Raw genomic sequence first — 21387 nt, 5'->3', positions numbered from 1 at the left:
GGATCGCCATATGTAAACGCATTCAAAAACATCCTTATGCCTGCTCGTCCTCTCCCGTCGCCCCTCATTCTAGCAGAAGCGAAATGTAAGAAACAATACACTTTTTGTCGAATGAAAAAGAATTTCAAAAAAAAAGAGAGGACAGCTTCCTGTCCCCTCCCTTGCAAATGCGTCATCTGTCGACGTTGTCTGTCCGTCTTATCGTTTATTCGTTCGACCAGTCAAAAATCATTCGGGCCAACAGAACCAAATCCTGGATGTCGATGACGCCGTCATGATTGAGATCCGAAGCCTTCACTGTATCCCAATCGGCATCGGTAGACGTTTTTCCGTAGGATTTGGCTACGAGAGCCAAGTCGCCGACACTAATCCGATTGTCCTGGTTGAAGTCGCCAGGAATCGACGTAATGACTAACGCCTTGAACGTCTCCATCGCCTGTCTCAAGTCGCCCGCCGCTTGGTCCAGTTGCGCTTGCGAGGCAGCCGGGTTGTCTGCGATCTCAATGGCTTTGGCGATAGCCGCCTGCAACGGCGCCTTGGAGCCGACAGGATATTGCCCGACCAGCCTGCCCTCCGTTGCGTTGGCATACAACGTCTGCGCCTCCTCGATGAGCTCCGCGAGCAAGGCCTTATTGATCGCGCCAACATGCAGCGTATGCGAGCTGCCCGCAATGGCAATCTCCACAATATCGTTGTCCGCCAACAGGACGTCGGAAGCCGCAATTTGCACATCGCCAGAGGTCGCCTCGCGTTTGGCTTTGAATTGAAGCTGCATCAGATCCCCGACAGGCGCGGCCTGCAGCTCGCCAAGGAATACATTAAGAATCCTGATCTTGCCTGGCTGCTGGTCATCGTAACCGACGACCAGCAGATCGTCATCGAGCGCGAGAGGAGCGACAAACTCCAGCTTCTCGTGATCATAGGTTATCGTCGTATCCAGGGCCATCCCGCTTCCGTCATAATTGACGATGCCGAAGGTCAGGTCGAATGACTCTCCAGCGGCGACCTCAGCCGGACCGCTCAAGGCGGTTGCTGCCTGCCGCTGCGGAGCGAGCGCCTCTGCCAGCAAGGCGGCCTTGGCGTCGACCGTTGCCTGATCGGCCTCCGGACTGGCGACCGATGCCCATCCTTCATCCACCAGAGCCATAAGCGCCTGCCATTCTTCCTCTGTATATTGTTCTCTCGTCGGGTTGGTAGACAGCAACGCGATCAGTTCCGCTTTGTCCACATACGGGACTAGAGCGACCTCATCGAGGTACAGCTCGCTTGTCTCCGAGTCGCTGAATACAATTTTGAGCGTCGCGAAATCGACGGTTGGCGCTACGTACGTAAAGATAGCATCGACCTGCGACCATACCATCGCTTCGAGATTGCTGCGCTCGGCAACCGTTGTACTCGATACAACCTTCCCATCCGCATCAAGCGCGATCAATCGGATGCTGCCTGTCGCTCCTTGAGCGGATGGCATAAAGAAACCATTCGTCTTATACTTCGCGCCCGGCGTCAGCTTGCCGGTAATGACCTGGGACGCGCCATTAGCCGCCTCCTCCCGATCCGCCACACGGATCGAGTAGGCCGTCGTCGAGTTGGCTGCGGTGACAGGGGCCGAGTAGCTTTGGAGATTCGTACGCTCCAGCGTCGTCCCGGAGTTGCCATATGCCCGCTCCCATGCAGGTCCCGGCACCGCTTCGAAGCTGCCATTGGTCAGCAGCGACCCGGAAGGGTGGACCGTCTGGTTGAATTCGAAGCGGTCGATGTTGAACAAGGCGTTGTCCTTGCCTCGGAACACCATGTAGACATCGCGGTGGCCATACGCCGCATTGTCCCCCGTATCAAGTTGGATCGAGTAAGACTGATACTGATCGCCGTTGCGATTGCCCGGGATCGTGAAGGCGCCTACGACCTTGCCCTTCTCGGGATCGTCGACGCGAACCTCGATGATGCCGCCGTTCACTGACGCCAGGATCGCATTCATGCCCAGGATGTGGCGTCTGACGATACCGCCGTTTGCCGAGCCGTCGGCAAAGTTGACATTAGCGAACTTGATATAATCTCCATTGCCGACCCCGGTTAGCGCATGCCCCTCTCCGACAGGCACCGCCTTGAAGTCAGCCGATGCGCCGTCATGATGCTCGGCTTCGAGGGTCGAGAAGATATCCCGCCTGTAATCCAGTCCGGGGAGATTATCCTCCTTCTCCGGCACGAAGGTAATGACGCTATGCGCCGGAAGGTTCGCCGTGAAGGCGCCATCGACAACACGGATCGGTTCGAGACGCTTCTGGTTCTCGCTGCCCGTCGTCCGATAACCGACCACAGCCTTGACCCCTTCCGGGAAATTGTCCAGCTTGAAGGTGACCTCTTGCCCTGTTGTGCTGCTGTTGACAGCAATAATCGAAAACTCGTTGCGGTCCGGATTTTTGTAGGCCGTAATGTTCGTCCCGCTTACCGGCACCCGGGTCGCGCCGATGCGGACATCATTGGGCTTGATGAACCGCGAGAAGTTGCCAAAGGTGTAGAACCGCTTGAAGATCCGGTATTCCCCGGTCACCGTCGAGCCGTTCCCCTGCGGGGAGCCGGTGTGCGCCAGCCGGATCAGGTCGGAGCCGTCGGAGCCGTTATTGGCTACCGGCCACCACCAGAGGAAGGCGTTGAAGCCAGGATCGCTGGCGAACATATGCGACAGCAGATTGCCCCAGTAGACGCCGTCGGTTATCGTCTGATTGGCATATGTCTGCGTATTCACACTGGCGGAGGAGTTGCTGTTCTGCGTCATGTACTCCGTCTGCCACAACGGGAATTGGCGTAGCAGCTCCGGATAACTGCCCCCTGTCCCCGTCGAGGTCATCGGACCGTTGTTGAAGCTGGACGTCCCATAGAGATGCGTCGAGAAGACATCGATATATTGACTCGAGGCCGCATCCTCCAGCATTGGGCGGAAGAAGTTGACAGAGGCGCCCAGGTTCGTCCCCTCCGGCGCGACGATCTTGGGCGGGGCTACATCGAGTGCAGCGAACGCCCCCTCATCGACCGCTTTTTTCAAGGTAGGGCCCAAGTAATTTTGCATAAAATCCTTGTACTCCGCTGCAGTAATGACAAAACCGGAATACGAAGCATGGGCCGCTTCCGACTCATTCGCCGGGCCGATGTGGGTAATTGGAATTCCGAATTCCCGTTTGTACCCGAGCGCGTATTGCACTAGATAATCCGCATAATTCTGGTAATGCTCAGGTCTAAGCTTCGCCCCGGATTGACCGAGTACGCTGTTGTTTGTCTTCATCCAGTACGGCGGAGTCCAGGCATTGGCATAAAAGGTGTCTACGCCATAGGCCATCGCTTCCTTCATAATCCACACCTGGGCCGAGTCGAAATCGGCTTTTTTCGCTGCCCAATCCGGTTGATCCCATACGAAGCCGCCATCCTGCTCTGGCCAGATCGAGTCGCTCGGTCCGTCGTAGTAGCGGTTGCCCCATTCGGCCTTGGTCTGGGGGTTGACGATGCCTCCGTCTCCGATGATAACCCGTACGATCTCCAGCCCGATCCCTTTCTCGTCGCTGAACATCAGGTCCAGCAGCTCTCTTCCTCTCACAGGGTCCTGGTCATAGATTTGCTTGATGCCGTCTGCCTTGTTGAAGGCATAGGCCCCGCCAAGACCGTCCATCACCTGCTTTTCATCCTTCCAATCGACGACACTGACGACCGTTGCCGCTTCAACCTCGTGCGCCGGCAGCCAGCCTGAGACTAAGGCAAGGCTGAGACACAAGCCTGCAATCCGATTTCGATTTTTTTTGAACAATGCCGATCGCTCCTTTGGAATCACAGTGGTTATCCGTAACTAGCAGAAGCGTAGGGATACAGCCGCTCAGACGGGTTGCCCGAGCGGCTGCATCACCTGCGGCTTGCTGCGCGTAGACTGTTATCCCCGCATTCAAGCCTCTTGCATTCCGCCTGAGCCTATTGGATGATGAGCTTCGCAATCATCACCAGGTCAAGCAGATCGATTGTGCCATCCCCGTTCACATCGACAGCCTTGAAGCTATCCCATGCCGGGTCCTGATTGTTTTTGCCGTAGTGCTTCGCTACCATCGCGAGATCTCCGACCGAGTAACGGCCGTCGTTGTTCAGGTCGACCCGATCCGTGACATTGACCGATGCTCTGAACGTAGTCAAGGCTTGATTCAATTTCGCTGCCGCCTCGACAATTTGCGATTCGGTAGCTTCCGCATTATCTGCGACTTGCTGGGCCGCTTGAATCGCTGTCAGCAACGCTTGCTTGACGCCTGCCGTGTATTGGCCTGGCAGATGACCCTCTACCGCTGCGTCATACGCGGCTTGGGCAGTCGCGATCAGGCTGATCAGCGCCGCCTTGTCGATGACGTTGATCTGGACCGTATGCACCGTACCGCCATGGACGGTTTCGATGCCGGCACTATCCGCCGTCACGACCCCGGTCACCTCGATGTTGGTCAGTCCGGCCGCTGCTTTCTCTTTGGCCTGGAATGCGAGCTTGATCAGATCCACATTCGGGTTCGTCTGTCTCTCTCCCAAATGAACGCCCAAAATACGGAGTGTGCCAGCAGGCTCGGACTTGTAATCGACGACGAGGAACGACTCCTCGTCTGTCGAGAGCGGCGGAGCGGCCAGCTCCAGCTTGTCGGCATCATACGTAATCGTCACATCCTGCGCCAGCACCTCGCCCTGCACGCGGCTCAAGCCGTAGACGAGATCAAAGGCGCTGCCGGCAGAGACATGATCTGCGCCGGTTAAGCTGACCGGCGCTTTGGGCCCGCCGACTGTATAGGTTCCCAGATCGCCGAGGTCAATCGCATAGTCATCCTGGAGCTTCTCATATTCGCCCGCATAGAAATCATCCAGGTACGAATGGCCGAGAATAAATCGGTCTGGATTCATGGCGCCGTAATAGCCAGCATTGGCATTAGCCTGACTGTCGAACAGCACATAGCTGCCCTGCCATCCCGAGCCGGTAACCCCCCAGCTGATAATATGATCGACGTACGGGGCGAACTTGGTGAACAGCTTATACATAAGCGCGTACTGATAGCCAAGCGCATCCGACTGTCTCACGTTAAGTACAGCAGGAGCGATCGCTCCGCCGCCTGGAGAGCTGGTCGGAAGCTTCAGGTCGAACTCGGAGAACGCAATACCGGACAGCAGACCCTCGTCAACGAGCGAGGCATAAAGAGCCATCGCATATTGATTATCGCTCGCTAGCGTTTCTTTGACCGCATCATGCCCTTGAATGCCCATATCTTCGATCAGCGGTCTGCCGTCATACAGCGGATCGGAGAGCCATGCCGTGTTCAACTCGCGGATCATGTTGTAGGCAGTCCTTGCCTTGGTCCGGGAGGAGATGTCGTAATCGTTGTAGGTCAGCTTCGGCGGACTGTCCACGATATAAGCGTCGATGCTGCCGTTCGCGTCGTGTCCGTCAAGCTTCATATACTCGGGAAGATCGGCATAGTTGGCTTTGTAAGCCGCCGCCATCTTGGCGTTGGGCGCCGCGATATGGGCGTACTTGAACAGCAGGTACACATAATGCTCCTTGATGTCGCCATCGATCTGATCATCCGACATGGCAACCAGCCAGTTCGTATGCTTGAGGCTTGCTTTCCAGCTGTTCGGGTCAGCCGGGATATTCTCGCTGTGGCGGCTTTCGTGGACCTCTTCGTTCAGCACATCCCACGAATTGAAGGGGATGACCCCGCGAGATTCGCTGGAGCCGTACTTGGCATCCGTCGTCAGGAAGTGCCGCATCACCGTCATCGTGTGGTTGTACTGCACCCTTCTGGCGCTTTCCTTGTCTACCTTCACTGTCGTAGTGACGCCATTGCCCAATCCGTAAAACTTGGACGTGCCGGTATAACCGGAAGGCAGGTTCGCGGGAATAATCTGCCTCATCCATGAAGGCGCCTGGTTGTACCACGCCAGCACATGGCCGTGATTTTTGTACTGCCCGGGAGTGCCGGAATCCCGGATCGCTTGATAAGAACCGGTCGGGAAATTATATTCCGCCAAGCCAGGCGTCGTCGTGGCGCCGCTCAGGGGCTCGCCAGTTACGCTTTTCAGCCAGTTTGGACCGCGGGGATGGGTGGGCTCGGCCTTAAGATTGTTGCCGTCGACGAAAATTTCATAGTGGCGAGCTCGTGTTCCGGTTACGGCTCCGGTGCCGATCGAGCCGACCATAAACAGGCCATTTTCCTTGTTGTATACACTCTTCAGCGGCGCTACTGCGCTCTGGTTTTCCTTGTTGACTACATTAGGGAGCGCCTCGCCGTTAGGATCAGGCTCGGTGATTTGGATGTTCGCGACCAGCAGCATGCCTGTCTCTGCCGTACGCCCATTCTCGCCGTGCAGCTCAAGGATGAAGCTGGACGAATTGCCTGCCGTCGCGTTAATGCTATGGTGGGCCTTCAGCCAGGTCTCGCCGTTATAGCTCCCCACCCAGTCAGGATTCAGATTGTTGTATTGGTAATCCCGAAGGTAGCTATCGAGGTCGGAGTTCGTGTTGCGTACTCTCCATCGCATGAATTTGCCCTGCGCGCTCTTGGGGTAGTACACATCAAATTCAATCGTTGCGCCTGCGGCCACATTTACAGCCGGAGACAGCGGAGATACCAGGGTGATGCCGCCAAACGTGCTCTTTCCGTTATGCACATAATTGATCTGGAGTACATCCGATTTGCCCTGCGCATCTGCGAAAGGATACGGAATCATCTTGTGCGTGCTGCCAGCAAAGTCGGCGGGCACACGATTATCGAGCGGCGCTCTGGTCGTCCAGACATTGGTCGGCGCAGTCACTTTTACAGGCATTTTGCCAGGACCCGGATCCAGACGGAAATATGGATCTGAGCCATCCGCTTTGATCGTTGCGCTGAATTTCGCGATCGCTTCCTCAAGACTCGCTATCGCTTCGTCAACTGGAGTGAGCGGATTACGTGCGAGCTTCAGCGTCTGTTCGAGCGCTTCGAGCTCGCTGGCGCTTACCCAAGGAAACGCTTGGTTCACATCCGCCCCATCCCCTTTCTCGCTAACCTGGAGCGGGAATTCCTTATTGCCGGCTTTTAGCGCTTCGGCTTGCGCGATGAGTTGGTTCAATGCAACCGTGCTCTCGCCATCAGCCGAGGCCGAAGCGGACGGGACGGGGACAAACGACAACAAGGAGAGCAGCATGACGACGACAAGAATGCGCGATACGTGGATCGATAGCTTTTTACTTTTCATCCTATTTTGGCTCCTTTCAGTGTTCGAGCGGCGATTTTTGTCAACAAGGTTATCAATACAACGTTTCACCTCCTAAATTTCCAAGCCTGACGCCTGCTTTCCAAGCCGCAACGCCATCATTGTAGCCATCGCTTTGCAAAAGCGTCTATAAACATATTTCCTTGCAAACACAATATTCGCGTTAACCATTTTTAAAGAGCTTACTATTTTCATCTAACATAGACGGAGGACTTAACACCTTTAAGCATATTGCGGGATGAAACGCTGCAAAGCGCACAAATAAGGCGCTCCTCCGTGTGAAATGAAGGGCGCCTTAAATAGTAAGCAATAAATTTTTTGATAGATGCTCGGGAATGTTGGGTTTCGTTATCGCTTGTTTATCGTTAGATTTATTGACAATATATTCCTCGCGCTTTATATTAAGCTGTATTGATCGTCTGAAAGGGGGCTATGCCATGCAATTCAAATTGTACGAGGATGTCCATGCGTTTTATAAGGAGACCTATCCGGTGTTGATGCTTCATGAAGCCCAAAACTTGATTCCTCTTGGCAACATTATAATAGGGCATGAAGGCACAGACCTATCCGACTGGCGCGATCCTGCGAACTGGCTGATGGCAACGGTATCCGATGCCAAGGGCATTCTACTTACCGCCATTATGACGCCTCCGCACAATATTACGCTGTATGCCACCGGCAATCGCATTCATCCTGAAGCAGTGGACTGTCTGATCGAGGGATTGCAGGAGTATGACATTCCAGGGGTCTTGACCGAGAGGAGCTTGGCCGAGTATTTCGCCAAAGCCTATACTTCACGCCATGGACTAACCTGTTCAACGACGATGAATCAGCGTATTTATGAGCTAACGGCAGTCAATCCGGATATTCCAATGGTGGGCACCTTTCGCTTGCTGGATGAAAAGGATATGCACTTTTTCCCCTACTGGGTTGAAGCCTTCTATGCTGCGGCGAGTTATGGCAAAACCGAAATGAAGATCCCGCAAGATGCGGCCCACTATCTTCATCGAATCGCAGCAAAGAAGCTTTATGTTTTAGAGGTCAACGGGGTACCCGTCTCGATGGCGGGATATACAAGGGTAATGCAGACGGCCATTGGAGTGGCATTTGTTTATACCCCTCCTTACGAGAGAAATAAGGGCTATGCCACTTCAATTGTGGCGCAGCTAAGTCAGTTGGCTTTGAATAAAGGATTTACCAAGTGTGTCTTGTACACGGACCTGGCAAATCCCACCTCCAATAGCATTTATCAAAAGATAGGCTATACGGCTGTTTGCGATTCGCTTCAGTTGAAATTTGAATCCTGATTTAACGGTTTGCCAATTTGTAAAATTGGGATTGAAAGGAACATGACTAAAATGTTATAATATATTCTAATATATTTGATTCAATTCAAAGGAGACTTTTTAGTGTATGTCCCAATCCATGAATTCGGCAAACCAGCCTCTATACTTACAAATACAAGCAATGCTCAAACAAAAAATCGAACAGGGAGAGCTTAAGCCGGGCGACCAGATCCCTACCGAAGCTGAGCTCGTCGATCAATTTAATGTCAGCCGGGTCACGATTAAGAATGCGATGAAGATATTAGTGGAAGACGGACTCATCTATCGGATCGCGGGCAAAGGCTCCTTCGTCTCGGATGGCCATACCAGCCTTCTATCCCGGCAGAGCAGCGAGCACGCCGAGCTCGGCTTGAAAATCGGCCTGCTGCTGCCGCTCGCCAATGACGAATTCGTCATCAAGCTGCTTCAGGGCATCGAGAAGGAATGCCGCGAACGCAATGTGCTGCTGTCGATCCGCTTCGCTATGGAGCAGCCGGAAGAACGCAGCGGGATCCAAGCCTTCCTGCAGGCGGGCATGGACGGGCTCATCATCTTCCCTGTCGATGGCGAAGCGTATAGCGATGCCATCCTACAGCTCAAAAATGACGGCTTTCCTTTCGTGCTCGTAGACCGCTACTTGCCGGGCATCAAAACCAATGCCGTCTATTCGGACAACTACCGTGGCGGTTATATCGGCACCGAATATTTGATTCAGAAGGGCCATAAAAAAATCGGCATTCTCTCCGGCACCAAATCCATCACGGCCAGCTCGGAAGACCGTTTCTCCGGCTATCTGGATGCAGCCAAGGCGGCCGGCTTGAAGCTCGAGCCGTCGCATTGGCTGACCAGGCTGGATGAGGTCTGCTTCTCCGACATGGAAGCAACGAAGCAGGCGGTCAAGGAATGGATGGACGCCCAGCAGGACTTGACCGCCATATTCGCTTTCTCCAACGGCATGGCAGTGGTTGTCGCTTCCATCGCCGCCGAACGCGGGCTGGCTATTCCTGAAGACCTGGCCATCCTCTCCTTCGATTGCCCGCCGTTACGAGATTTGCAGGGCTACTTCTTTAGCCGCATCGAGCAGCAGGAGCTCAGCATCGGCATGCAAGCCGTCCGGCTGCTGCTCGACACGATCGCTGGCAAGACAGACCTCCAGCAAATCGTCGTGCCCGTGCAACTGGTAGAGGGCCGCAGCACCTAAGCTCGGCGGACCGGTTGGCCAAGCGTAACAATAAACCTGAAACGGCGCGTCTGCCCTTGCGAGGACAGATGCGCCGTTTCTTGTGTTAGTTGTGCATGATTAGCAGGCTGCTACTCCAAGCCGATCAGCAAATTATAGATCATCTGCGCTGCCTCAACAGCCACCGGGCAGACCATCGGCTTAAGGCATGGCAAGCAAAATCGACCGCATTCGATCTATTTTGCACTGGAGGCGAATGATGTTGTTTTATGGTAAAATGATAGGATTGATGTTCAGAAGTTGTTGAGATATTAGTGGTATAGTTTTGTAAGAGTCCGCACATAGCTTTCATACATACAACAATGAACAGGATAATTTCTGCTAGGAGGATGGGCATCATGTTTCGCCTTGTACAATTGCTCGCCGCACTGTTTTTCTGTCTCTATACCTATTTGACAGCCCCCATGTTCCAGCACAGCTATATTTGGTTGGCGCTCTCTCTGCTCTTGCTGCTTGTCGGCGTTTTCCGCCGTCCTTCTGAAACGTTGCTTGGCTCCGGCATAGCTATGCTCGGATACGGCATTTTCCAGCTCTACAGCTGGTATCAGCAAGGCGCCGAAGCATCTTTGGGTTGGAACGAGCTTGTTTGGCTGGCCATTTTCCCGTTTGCCGGACTTATCGGCTCGATCGAAAAGCTGACGCGGAGCGCAAACATGCTGACGGAGAAGCTTACGCTCTATGAACAGATGCAGGCTGTCGAAGACCCGTCCAAAATTGAGCTGAACAGCGTCGAGCAGCAGTTAGGCTTTTTGGGAGGTCCGGCATTTGTTTACAAACTGGAAGAAGAGGTGCTGCGTTCCTTGCGGGAGCGGACGCGATTTTTCCTTGTTATCGCCGAAATCGATCATTTCCAGGCTTACAAAGAGCTGTTCGGCTACGAACAGTCGCAGTTCCTTCTCAATCAAATCGCAGGTTCCATCAATGATCTGGAGAATCTCCCTCCTACCAAGGGCCATCTGGGCCTCGGGTCCTTCGCGGTTATTATTCCTAAACGCGATGAAGATGAGGGTCTGGAGCAGGTATCGCAATTTATGGACAGCCTTAACGATTCCTTTACCGAGCTGATGCTGGTGCGCCCTCGCAGAGAGAGCCAGGTAAAAATACGGATGAAGTATGGGGTCGCCGCCTGTCCTGCTGACGGCATCGAAGCCCGTAGCTTGATGGACAGCGCACAGAGCAAGCTGGAAGGGAATGGAGTGATCCTATGAGATTTTTTGCCCGATACTCGCCAAAATATATCTTGTTGCTCCTTATCGTTCTTATAGGGCTTCAACCTCTATATTCCCCTGCTGCCGTGCGGGCGGAGCAGTCCGGAGCAGGCCAGCTGCCTGCCCCGACGCCAACCGCGGAAGCTCCGGCAGGAGATCAGCCTGCCGCTGCCTCGGCAGTGGAAGTCACGCAAGCCTCGCCCTCCACCAAGCGATCCGCAGAGCTTTTCTATGGCGAAGTGACCCTTCGGGGCTCGCTCGTCCAGCAGGACGCTTATTTTGAGATTGGCAACGGGGTTAAACTTGGCGCTGACTCCTATATCGACATCTATTATACGTATTCGCGACTCTTGTTGAAGGAATGGTCATCGCTAACCGTATTGCTGAATGATATCCCACTCGAGACTGTCGCCTTGGACGGCGCCGCAGACAGCAAGCAGCGGCTGCGCATCGACCTGTCCAAGCTGGCCCTGGGGCCAGGCTACCATAAGCTGACGCTGAAAGGATCTATGAAGCTGTCAAATAATTATTGCGAGGACCCGCTTAACGAAGCGCTCTGGCTGCGAGTCCTTGCCGAGAGCACAGCCAGCCTGAACTTCGTGCCACGTTATGCGGCCTATGATCTCAGCCACTATCCGAGCCCGTTCATCGAGCGCGGCCTGGAGACAACGATGCAAGCCATCCTTGTCGTTCCCGATAACATCAGCCAGAGCAGCTTCTCTGCCGCCGCCAGCCTCGCTCAATTTGTCGTCCAGCAATCGCCGGACAGCAAGGTCGCCATTCCGGTCTACACAGAGTCGGATGCCGTCGCGGGCAAGCTGCCAGCGTCCAGCCATTCGATCTGGATCGGCGAACCCGGGCAATGGGGCAGCGCGGGCACTGAGCTACTGGCTGCCGCCGCCAAGGTGAGTGCCAGCGTCTCTGCTGATGCTAAGCATGCCATCACGATCTTGGCTTCTCCATGGAACGGAGGCAAGACAGCGATGCTCGTCTCCGGCGACGCCGAGCAGCTGGCGGAAGCGGCCACGATTCTGACTTCCCAGCAGCTATACCGCCAGCTCCGAGGGCGCGTATTGCCGCTACCGCAGCAGTTCACGCTCCCTGCAGAGGCACAAGAGCTTACGGTGGATGAGCGTTATACGATTACCTTGCAAGAGATGGGTTACAGTGATCTAAAGATTGAAAATGCCATCGAAGGCGCAACCCAGTTCCAATACATCATTCCCGCCGACCGGGATATCACGGACGGGGCACAGCTTCAGCTTGCCTATTCCCATTCCGATGCCATCGATCACAATAAATCGATGCTGACGGTAACGGTGAACGGCACGCCAGTCAAAAGCATTACACTTAGCGAGTCTGCCAATGCCGAGGAAGTGCTGGATGTGTTCATCCCGCCTGCGGCTATCGACGTCAACCGTACGTTGAACATCGATATTAAAGTCCAATTTGCCAACGATGGAAGCGGCGAGACTGTGGGCGGCGAGCTCCGTTGCCAGGACAACAACTTGGGCAATTGGGCTGTTATAAGTAAGCATACGACGTTATCTTTCATCCCGACTGGCCGCAAAACGGCTAATTTGCAGAGCCTCCCTTACCCGTTCGCCAATGCCGCTGCCTGGGAGCCGACTACACTGGTCGCACCCGTATTGGGAACCCGCGAGCTCCAGCTTGCACTAGGCCTGATCGGGCAAATCGGCGCTAGCCTTCCCGACGTATCGGCACTGCAACTGGTTCAGGACCTTAGCGGAGAGTGGCAGCAAGAAGCGAAAAACCGGCATGTGATTTTTATTGGCACGCAAGCATCCATGCCTGAGGCATTCAACGGTTACGATACCAGCTATGTCGCTTTTGCCGGGGACAAGATGAACTCGCAAACGCCTGAGGTGCAACTGCTGGACCCGCTGGCACACAACTATGCTGCTCTGCAGCTTACTCGCTCTCCGCTCAATCAGGAGCGTTACCTGTTGCTCGCAGCAGCAGCAACGCCAGAGCGACTGCAGGACTTGCGGACGGCCATCGCTGACGGAGAGCAGAGCGGCCAACTCAGCGGACGTCTCGTTGCTCTGGATGCAGAGGGCGAGATGTTCAATTTTCCAGAGACAGAGGATGTCGTCGCCGCCAGCCCGATCAGCCAACCAACTGTCAATGAGCGTTGGCAAGACTTCACCATATCAGGGATTGCATTCGCCATCATTCTCTTGCTCGCTCTCATTGCCGTATTTGCAGGCTACTGGCTTCTGCGCAAACGCGGCGACTAGGGGGTATCTGCACACCCTAATGAAATCCAGGGGGTTTTGACTATGAAAATCATCCTTCTATCTGGAGGCTCGGGCAAACGGCTGTGGCCATTATCGGGCGACATTAATTCCAAGCAATTTTTGAAAATCATGAAAAACTCATCCGGCGATATGATGTCCATGCTGCAAAATACCGTTGCCCAGCTCGGCAGGCTTGGATTGCTGGAGGACACGCTCGTTACGGCTTCCGCGCAGCAAGCGGACTTGATCGCAGAACAGATCGGACAAGCCATCCCTTGCCTGAGCGAGCCGGAGCGACGCGATACGTTCCCTGCGATTGCCCTGGCTTCCGCCTATTTGCACAGTATGTCTGATGTGAGCGGCGACGAGGTCATTCTGATCATGCCTGTCGATGGCAAAGCGGATATAAGCTTCTACGAGCGCGCTGCCGAGCTGGAGCAAAACCTGGATGCCCATCCGCATATCCAATTGGGGCTGGTCGGCGCCATCCCTACCTATCCGTCCGAGCAATACGGGTACATCCAGAGCCATGAGCCGGCAAGCGACGGCTTTCGCAGCGTGTCAGGCTTCAAGGAAAAGCCGGAGACAGCGGCGGCAGCCCGGCTGATCGAAGAGAATGCCCTGTGGAATTGCGGCGTTTTTGCATTTCGCCTCCGTTACATGATCGAGCACTTGCAGGAGCGCGGCTTCCCGACAACGTACGGCGCTTTGCGCAGCCAATATGCCTCTTTGCCGATCCGCAGCTTCGACTACGAGGTGGTCGAGCATGAACCGAATATCGCCTGCCTGCAGTATGACGGCAAATGGCAGGACATGGGCAATTGGCATGCGATAGCCGATACGATGGATGAACCGGTTACCGGGAAGGGATTAAAGGATAACGCCAGCAGCAATACGCATATTCTGAATGATTTATCCATTCCCGTGTTAGTATCCGGCATTGAGGATGCCATTATCGTTGCTGGCTCAGAGGGCATACTCGTCTGCAGCAAGGAGCGCGCGCCTGCGATTAAGCAGTTGGTCGAGCAAGTGCGCCAGCTATCCGACGATCCCGAGCATGCGAGAGTCACCAACGGCTGGTCTAAGCTGGTAGATAAAGCGGTCGATGCTCCCTCCATCCAGACCATTATTACCACCCTGCACTACTTGCCGGCTGGCGCGGAGCTGTTGCCCTACGAGAGCAGCTTTCATTCGAATCTGATCGTAACATCTGGCGGGGGCTTCATCATCTCCCAGAGCCATTCGACACCCGCCACGGCTGGGATTGCTTATTCTGACAATGGCAGCCTTGGCTTCATCGCTTCTGTGGACACTCGCTTGCTAGAGACGGTCACTATCGGGGTCGAGGCTACGAAGCCGAAGGAGGCTAATGTATGAACGAGCTTGCAAAGTTACGGCTTCGCCAGGCCATTGAACTCGTAGATGCCGCCATTACCCAGGAATGCGAAGCGTTCCTTGGACTGTATTCCCAGAAACAGCAGGAAAACGAACAGCTTCGGGAGCAGCTGGCACAGCTTCAGGAGCTTGAGGCGCAGCTTATTGCAGCGCGTGATCCGTTATGAGCCTATTCAGCTCCCTTTATCCAAAACATCGCAAGGGCAAGGGTACTGGCAAGGTGGAGGCTCCCGCAACGGATGACACGACATATTTGCAACGACGGCAACAGATGCTTGAGCGGCAACGCACGGATCAGCAAGCGCTGCTGAGGCAGCTTGACGAGGAAGCAGAGGAATTGCGCCGTCGCATCCTGGCCGCCAAGCAGCGAATCAGCATTCTGCAAAGCAAGGAAGCGGACGAGAGCGCCAGCTATCTGGCGGCGAGTCATCCTTATACAGCTGTAATTGCTGAGCGAGCCAAACAGACGGAGCGACTGCAACAGGCAAGTGCAGCAGCGGCAGCTGAAACGCCGACGATCGAGCCGCCCAAGCCAAGGCTTGGCGAGCAATTGCTCGCCAGCGGGCTTATCTCCCAAGAGCAGTTGGATCATGCATTCGAGATGCAACAGCAATACGGCGGCAGGCTAGGGGATATCGTCGTTGAGCTGGACTATGTGTCGCCAGAGCAGCTTGAAACGCTCCTGGCCAGCAACCATCAGGACAAGCTGCGCCTTGGCGATATGCTGCTGCAGCACAATTTGATTACCAAAAGCCAATTGGACAAAGCGCTGGCTTTCCAGAAGAAAAGCGGCGGCATGCTCGGCGATATTCTGCTCTCGCTGCGCTTCATTGAACCGGAGCAGTTGTACCGCGCCATTGCAACCCAAAATAGCATAGGCAGAATCGGCAGTTATGTAGATCTTGAGTCACAGACGAGGCTGCCAGAGGCGCTCGCCCGAAACTACGGGATAGTCATTATCCATCAATATTCCAACCGCTATGTTGCTGCGGTCACCGCTCCGCTCGAGGGCGCCCGGCTGGCAGAGATTGAAGATCTGCTGAAGCTGCCGATCGAGCAAGTGCTCGCGACGCAGAATGAGATGGAGATGTTCTACTCCAGCGTGTACGGGGAGGAAATGCTGGAGGAGAGCACGTCGAAGCTGGCGATTGAGCAGCCGCATAACTCGGCCAGCACGACGATTACCCGAAGGCAATATACAGCGTTATGGATTATTTTAGCGCTCCTTGCCGGTTCGTTGATGCTGCATCCGCTCGGAACAGCCATTACGCTCAATATAGGCGTGCAGTTGGTTTATTTTTTCATGACCTTTTTCAAGTTTGTCATTATTATGTACGGGTCGCGCAGCGGGGCCCAATACCGCTTCACGCCCGAGCAGCTGGAAGCGGTGGATGAACGGGAGCTGCCCGTCTACACGATTCTCGTGCCGATGTACAAGGAGAGCGCGGTAATACCGCATCTGCTCGCCAACCTGGAGCGCCTGGACTATCCGAAGGCCAAGCTGGATGTGCGGCTGTTGATCGAATACGATGATGTCGAGGCTCAGGAGCTGTTAAAGCATATGAAGCTCCCCTCCTATTACACGGTCATCGTCGTACCGGATAGCCTGCCCAAAACCAAGCCCAAGGCGTGCAACTTCGGTCTCATCCGCGCGCGGGGCGACTATGTGGTCATCTATGATGCCGAAGATCGCCCGGACTCGGATCAATTGAAGAAGGTTCACCTGACCTTCCAGGCTTGCTCGTCCAATACGGTGTGCGTTCAAGCCAAGCTGAACTACTTTAATAGCGAGCAGAACTTATTGACCCGCTGGTTTACCCAGGAATACAGCATGTGGTTCGAGCTTCTGCTGCCTGGCATTATGCGGCTGGACATTCCCATTCCGCTCGGGGGCACCTCCAATCACTTCAAGACGGAAACACTGAAGGAGATGGGCGCATGGGACCCCTATAATGTCACCGAGGATGCGGATTTGGGCATACGGCTCTACAAGGCAGGCTACAAGACAGCTATCGTCGATTCGCATACGTGGGAAGAAGCAAACAGCCGTTTTGGCAACTGGATACGCCAACGTTCCCGATGGATCAAAGGGTATATGCAAACCTGGCTGGTCCATATGCGCCATCCGCTCAAGCTGTGGCGCGAAGTCGGCACACGCGGCTTCTTCGGCTTCCAGGTTGTCGTGCTAGCTACACCGATCATTCCGATGCTCAACCCGATTTTCTGGATGCTGCTTCTGCTCTGGTTCGGTTGGCAGATGTCGTTTATCCCCAAGTTTTTTCCAAGCGTCATTTATTATTTGGCAGCGATTGAGCTTTATCTGGCGAACTTCTTCTTTGTGTACAGCAATATAGCTGGTGTCTATTGGGTTGTCAGTAGCCTGGAGAAGCAAAAACAGACCTACGTATCCTATCGCCTCGTCAAATATGCCTTGTTGACGCCTTTGTACTGGATGATGATGAGCATTGCAGCCTACAAAGCAGCCTGGCAGCTAATTACCAAACCGTTCTATTGGGAAAAAACAACCCATGGGCTTGATGCCAAGCCTGATCAGAACGGGCAGTCACACTCATCGACGCTATAGCGTACCCGGTCGAGTCGCAACAAAGGGGGGGTTGAGGTGAAGCGTATCGATCGCTGGATTTTGCTTTCTCTATTTGTCGTCGTATTTGGGGCTCCATTTGCTTATGGCTTCTACCAGACCGTCAATTTGAATTATATGCACTCCGATGCGATGAGCCGGGTGGCGAATGCCTTCTATGTGATGTTTAGCCGGGATCCCCACCTAGCTGCCATTGGATTCGTCTGGAATCCATTGCCTAGCTTGGCCAATATGCTTTTTTTGACGTTATATCCCGTTTTTCCGGTCATGGCTACCCATGGCGTCGCGGGTGTTCTGATGAGCTGCACCTTCACGGCGCTGACGGCGGTTTATCTTTACCACGCGTGTCATGCCCAATTCAAATTAAATCGCGGCATCAGCGTAGCGATCGCACTTCTATTTTCGTTCAATCCGCTGACCTTTTATTTCGGTTTTACGGGGCTCAGCGACGCGCCATTTAACTTGTTTATTATGATGACCGTCGTCGAATTTGCCATCTGGATGAGCTTCAAGCGCATTAATGCCGTCATTGTCGGCAGCTTTGCACTGGCGCTAGCGTTCTGGACGCGGTACGAGGCGGTACCGCTTGGGGCAGCTGTCGCTGTCGGTATCGTGCTAGTCATCGCTGCAGAACAAGTGCGCAGGCAGGGGACCGGAGTGCAGCGTGAACACCTCAACAAGATGGAAGGCACGCTGATCCTTTTTTTGATGCCTGCTGTAGTTTCTGGATTGCTGTGGATATGGTTCAACTACATTATTATGGACAATCCGTTTTACTTTTTGAATTCCGAGTATTCGAACCAAGCGCAGATGGCGACTTTCGACGGAGGCGATAAGCTGTTCAGCGACCCCTTGTACGCGCTGGGCGTCGTGATGGAGAAGAGCAGTTACTTCGGCGTGTTGTTTTACCTGTTATTGCTGCTGCGTTTGTTTGAGGGTCGGCTTTTTCGCAAAGATGTCTTGATTATGGCGCTCACGGTTTTCTCCATCCCGGCTCTCCAGTACTTGCTTGTGCTGCAGGAATCCAGCTTTGTGTGGTTTCGTTATTTTTCATACGTGTTTCCGATTACGGTGGCCTGGCTCCCCTATGAGATCAGCCAAGCACGGGCGCGCACGGGCTATGTGATTAGCTGTATGGGCGCGTTGCTTATCAGCGCAGCAGTACTTGGGTATGCCTTGTCCCAACCGCAGATTGCGCCTGACGAATACACGACGATTACGCGCGGGGCCCATACCGAGCAGCAGACGCGGGACCGGGCCTTGGCCGCATACCTGGATGAGCATTACCCGGATGCCACCATTATGGTCGATTCTTACTCGGCCTATCTGATTATTGTGAGCAGCGAGTATCCGCGCAAGTTTTTTATCACCAGCGACTATGAGTTCAAGGCATCGATCTCGGCACCTTGGGAATATGGAGTCGATTATATCCTGCTCCCCCGCCCTCGTGAGACGGCGCCCATGAGCATCTTGAATAGCGTGTACCCCAATTTCTTTGCCAACGGATCGGAATTCAGCGAGTTGGTGTATGATGTCGACGGGGAATGGCGGCTCTACCGGATTATAGACCCCAGCGGAAAGGACGAGGAGCAATGATCGGCAGGAAGCACGAAGGCGGGCGCGATGAAAAGGAAATCTCTGTGGTGATCCCCGCCTATAACGAGGCGGAAGGAATCATCGCAACGCTGGATGAAATCGGAGCGAGATTGGCGTCAATCACGGACCGTTATGAAATCATCGTCGTGGATGACGGCTCGACTGACGGCATGTGGGAGCAACTGGCGCAATACGAAGGGGCTAATGTGCACGGGTACCGACTCAGCCGCAACTTCGGCAAAGAAGCTGCGCTATGCGCAGGCTTGGAGCATGCGCGGGGCCAGGCGGTCATCATCATGGACGCCGATATGCAGCATCCCCCGGCTATGCTGGAGCAGATGGTGGCGATCTGGCGCGAAGGCAAGGCGGATATCGTCGAATGTACGAAGCGTATGCGGGGTACGGAGCCGCTGCGCAACCGTCTGGGCTCGGAGCTGTTCTATAGCCTGCTGAGCAAGCTAACGGGCTACAATCTTAAGGGCGCATCGGACTACAAGCTGCTCGATCGCCGTGTCTTGTTAGCGTGGCAATCCATGGGCGAACGCAATGTGTTTTTTCGAGGCATGACCCAGTGGATGGGCTTTTCCAAGGTGCAGCTGGAGTTCGACGTGATGGAGCGGAAGACAGGCGTAAGCCGCTGGGGGTTTTACAATCTGATCAAGCTGGCTGTGGGCGCAATTATCGCTTTTTCCTCGCTGCCACTGCGGTTGGTCAGTCTGGCCGGGATCGGCTTTCTGATCGGCGCGCTTGTCCTCGGCGGGCAGACGCTGCTGCGCAAGATGACTGGCGATGCCGTGACGGGCTTCACGACGGTTATATTGCTCCAACTGATCATTGGCTGTATCATCATGGTGAGTCTGGGCATCATTGGCGAGTATTTGGCTGCCATCTACAAAGAAATCAAAGGCCGTCCGCGCTATCTGATTAGCCGCGAGCTGAAAGCTAGAGATGACTAAGCGTATCCTGAAATACGGTCTTGTAGGCATACTCGGTACAATAGTCCATTGGGGGACGCTGATTGCGTTGGTAGAGGGACTTCGGGTCGATCCGGTGCTGGGCTCGACGGCAGGCTTCATCCTGACGCTGATCCTATCCTTCTATCTCAATCTACGATGGACGTTTGCCCTTCCCTCCGGAGAGGGACGGATGAGCCATCGCTTCGTCAAGTTCAGTGTGATATCGCTGATCGGACTGCTGTTGAATTCGGGCATTATGTACGTCGCCGTACATTGGCTCTCATGGCCATACTTGGGCGGCCAAGTGGTTGCGCTGTTCGTCGTGCCCCTTAGCAATTATTTGCTGCACGCCCGTTGGACGTTTAAATGAGTTTCGAACATGAAAAACCGCCAAACACTAGGAATCCCTTGTGTCTAAGCGGTTTTCTTTTGTATGGAGTCTGGGTAAGTCCTGACCTTATCGCTACCACTGTGGTTAGCGCTGTGTCCTCATATTATCCATCAAACTCCTTGGAGGAAAATATCAACTGAAGCGCTGTGCGTCATTATGCAACAGAACTGAAAATCATGGTATAATATTGATAAGGATTGGAGTTGATTCGGATGCATGATCTGCTTGACCCCAAGAATGATTTCGTATTCAAACGCATCTTCGGTAGCGAAGAAAATAAAGATATATTACTCGCTTTCCTTAACAGAACTTTTATGGAAGCTGGGGAGCCACCACTAACCGAAATCGTCCTGTTGAATCCATACACAGACAAGGATTCGCCGCGTGATAAGCAATCGATATTTGACATTCAGGCCAAGACAGCCGAAGGCAAGTTAATCAACGTAGAAATGCAGCTGTTCAATAAGTACGATAATGAGAAGCGCACGCTGTTCTACTGGAGCAAACAATATTCAGGGCAATTGGAGGAAGGCCAGTCCTACAAAAAGCTCAAAAAATGTGTGACAATTAATATCCTCAACTTCACAATCTTGCCCAATGAGCGTTATCATAACGTCTTCCATTTACGTGAAGATAATAGCGGACTAACGTTAATCGATGACATTGAAATACACATCATGGAACTGTCAAAGCTGAATAAGCACATCATACCAAATGAAGGCGGCCTGCTAAACTGGCTGTTGTTCCTGAAAAGCGAAGACACGACCAACTGGGAGGTGTTGAAGGTGAATGAGCCAACCTTGGGCAAAGCAATGACAGCATTAGAATATTTAAGCCAAGATGCAGAAGCACGCCGCATGTATGAGATGAGACAAAAAGCCCTGCATGATGAAGCTTCGATGTTGGAAGGCGCTAGAGCAGAGGGCGAGTCCATTGGTCGCTCTAAAGAGAAACTAGAAGTGGCGCAGAACATGCTGGATAAAGACATGGACATCAAGACTATAGCCGAATTAACGGGACTTTCCGCCGAGCAAGTTGGTAAACTGAAACGAACGCATTGAATGCATAAATTGTAATTGTTTAAATTCACTTTATAAACTTACTTATCGGTAGAATTAGCCCCTTGAGTGTTGCGTGCAACACTCAAGGGGCTAAT

The 21387-nt window shown here is 53.8% G+C and carries 13 protein-coding genes; 11 read left to right on the top strand and 2 right to left on the bottom strand.

The annotated features are described in order from the left end of the window. Positions 1 to 205: 205 nt before the first annotated feature. Complete coding sequence (locus PA598K_RS25770) at positions 206 to 3793, bottom strand: carbohydrate-binding protein (protein WP_128659717.1); 3588 nt, start codon at positions 3791 to 3793, stop codon at positions 206 to 208. 158 nt (positions 3794 to 3951) lie between these two features. Beyond that, positions 3952 to 7239 (bottom strand): endo-1,4-beta-xylanase, encoded by a 3288-nt coding sequence (locus tag PA598K_RS25765; RefSeq protein WP_128659716.1) that lies wholly within the window; start codon positions 7237 to 7239, stop codon positions 3952 to 3954. Between the two features lie 455 nt (positions 7240 to 7694). Here PA598K_RS25765 and PA598K_RS25760 point away from each other — a divergent pair, with 455 nt between their 5' ends. The 11 genes from PA598K_RS25760 to PA598K_RS25710 all read left to right on the top strand — a co-directional run bounded on the left by PA598K_RS25760 (position 7695) and on the right by PA598K_RS25710 (position 21292). Beyond that, positions 7695 to 8564 (top strand): GNAT family N-acetyltransferase, encoded by an 870-nt coding sequence (locus PA598K_RS25760; protein WP_128659715.1) that lies wholly within the window; start codon positions 7695 to 7697, stop codon positions 8562 to 8564. Between the two features lie 106 nt (positions 8565 to 8670). Continuing rightward, complete coding sequence (locus PA598K_RS25755; protein WP_128659714.1) at positions 8671 to 9783, top strand: GntR family transcriptional regulator; 1113 nt, start codon at positions 8671 to 8673, stop codon at positions 9781 to 9783. Between the two features lie 377 nt (positions 9784 to 10160). Continuing rightward, positions 10161 to 11030: a diguanylate cyclase domain-containing protein gene (locus PA598K_RS25750; RefSeq protein WP_185602232.1), complete on the top strand. Its 870-nt coding sequence runs from the start codon at positions 10161 to 10163 to the stop codon at positions 11028 to 11030. Then, positions 11027 to 13291 carry a cellulose biosynthesis cyclic di-GMP-binding regulatory protein BcsB gene (locus PA598K_RS25745; protein WP_128659712.1) on the top strand — a complete coding sequence of 755 codons (2265 nt, stop codon included), beginning with the start codon at positions 11027 to 11029 and terminating at the stop codon, positions 13289 to 13291. The genes PA598K_RS25750 and PA598K_RS25745 overlap by 4 nt, the downstream gene beginning before the upstream one ends. Before the next feature lie 42 nt (positions 13292 to 13333). Further along, on the top strand, positions 13334 to 14668 hold the full coding sequence (locus PA598K_RS25740) for a sugar phosphate nucleotidyltransferase (protein ID WP_128659711.1): 1335 nt from the start codon (positions 13334 to 13336) through the stop codon (positions 14666 to 14668). Continuing rightward, positions 14665 to 14853, top strand: coding sequence for a hypothetical protein (locus PA598K_RS25735; RefSeq protein ID WP_128659710.1), 189 nt, complete (start codon positions 14665 to 14667; stop codon positions 14851 to 14853). Before PA598K_RS25740 ends, PA598K_RS25735 begins: the two co-directional genes overlap by 4 nt. 104 nt (positions 14854 to 14957) lie before the next feature. Then, positions 14958 to 17270 carry a glycosyltransferase family 2 protein gene (locus PA598K_RS25730; RefSeq protein ID WP_260405613.1) on the top strand — a complete coding sequence of 771 codons (2313 nt, stop codon included), beginning with the start codon at positions 14958 to 14960 and terminating at the stop codon, positions 17268 to 17270. A 36-nt stretch (positions 17271 to 17306) separates the two neighbouring features. After that, positions 17307 to 18884, top strand: coding sequence for an ArnT family glycosyltransferase (locus tag PA598K_RS25725; RefSeq protein ID WP_260405612.1), 1578 nt, complete (start codon positions 17307 to 17309; stop codon positions 18882 to 18884). Next, a complete protein-coding gene (locus PA598K_RS25720) occupies positions 18881 to 19840 on the top strand; it encodes a glycosyltransferase family 2 protein (protein WP_128659708.1) in 960 nt (319 codons plus the stop codon). The genes PA598K_RS25725 and PA598K_RS25720 overlap by 4 nt, the downstream gene beginning before the upstream one ends. Then, positions 19833 to 20210, top strand: a complete 378-nt coding sequence (locus tag PA598K_RS25715) for a GtrA family protein (protein WP_128659707.1) — start codon at positions 19833 to 19835, stop codon at positions 20208 to 20210. The genes PA598K_RS25720 and PA598K_RS25715 overlap by 8 nt, the downstream gene beginning before the upstream one ends. A 233-nt stretch (positions 20211 to 20443) precedes the next feature. Beyond that, complete coding sequence (locus tag PA598K_RS25710; protein ID WP_128659706.1) at positions 20444 to 21292, top strand: Rpn family recombination-promoting nuclease/putative transposase; 849 nt, start codon at positions 20444 to 20446, stop codon at positions 21290 to 21292. Positions 21293 to 21387: the final 95 nt, after the last annotated feature.

It is taken from the genome of Paenibacillus sp. 598K, assembly GCF_003851045.1.
Classification (GTDB): domain Bacteria; phylum Bacillota; class Bacilli; order Paenibacillales; family Paenibacillaceae; genus Paenibacillus_D.
This window is presented reverse-complemented; position numbering and strand designations above follow the sequence as displayed.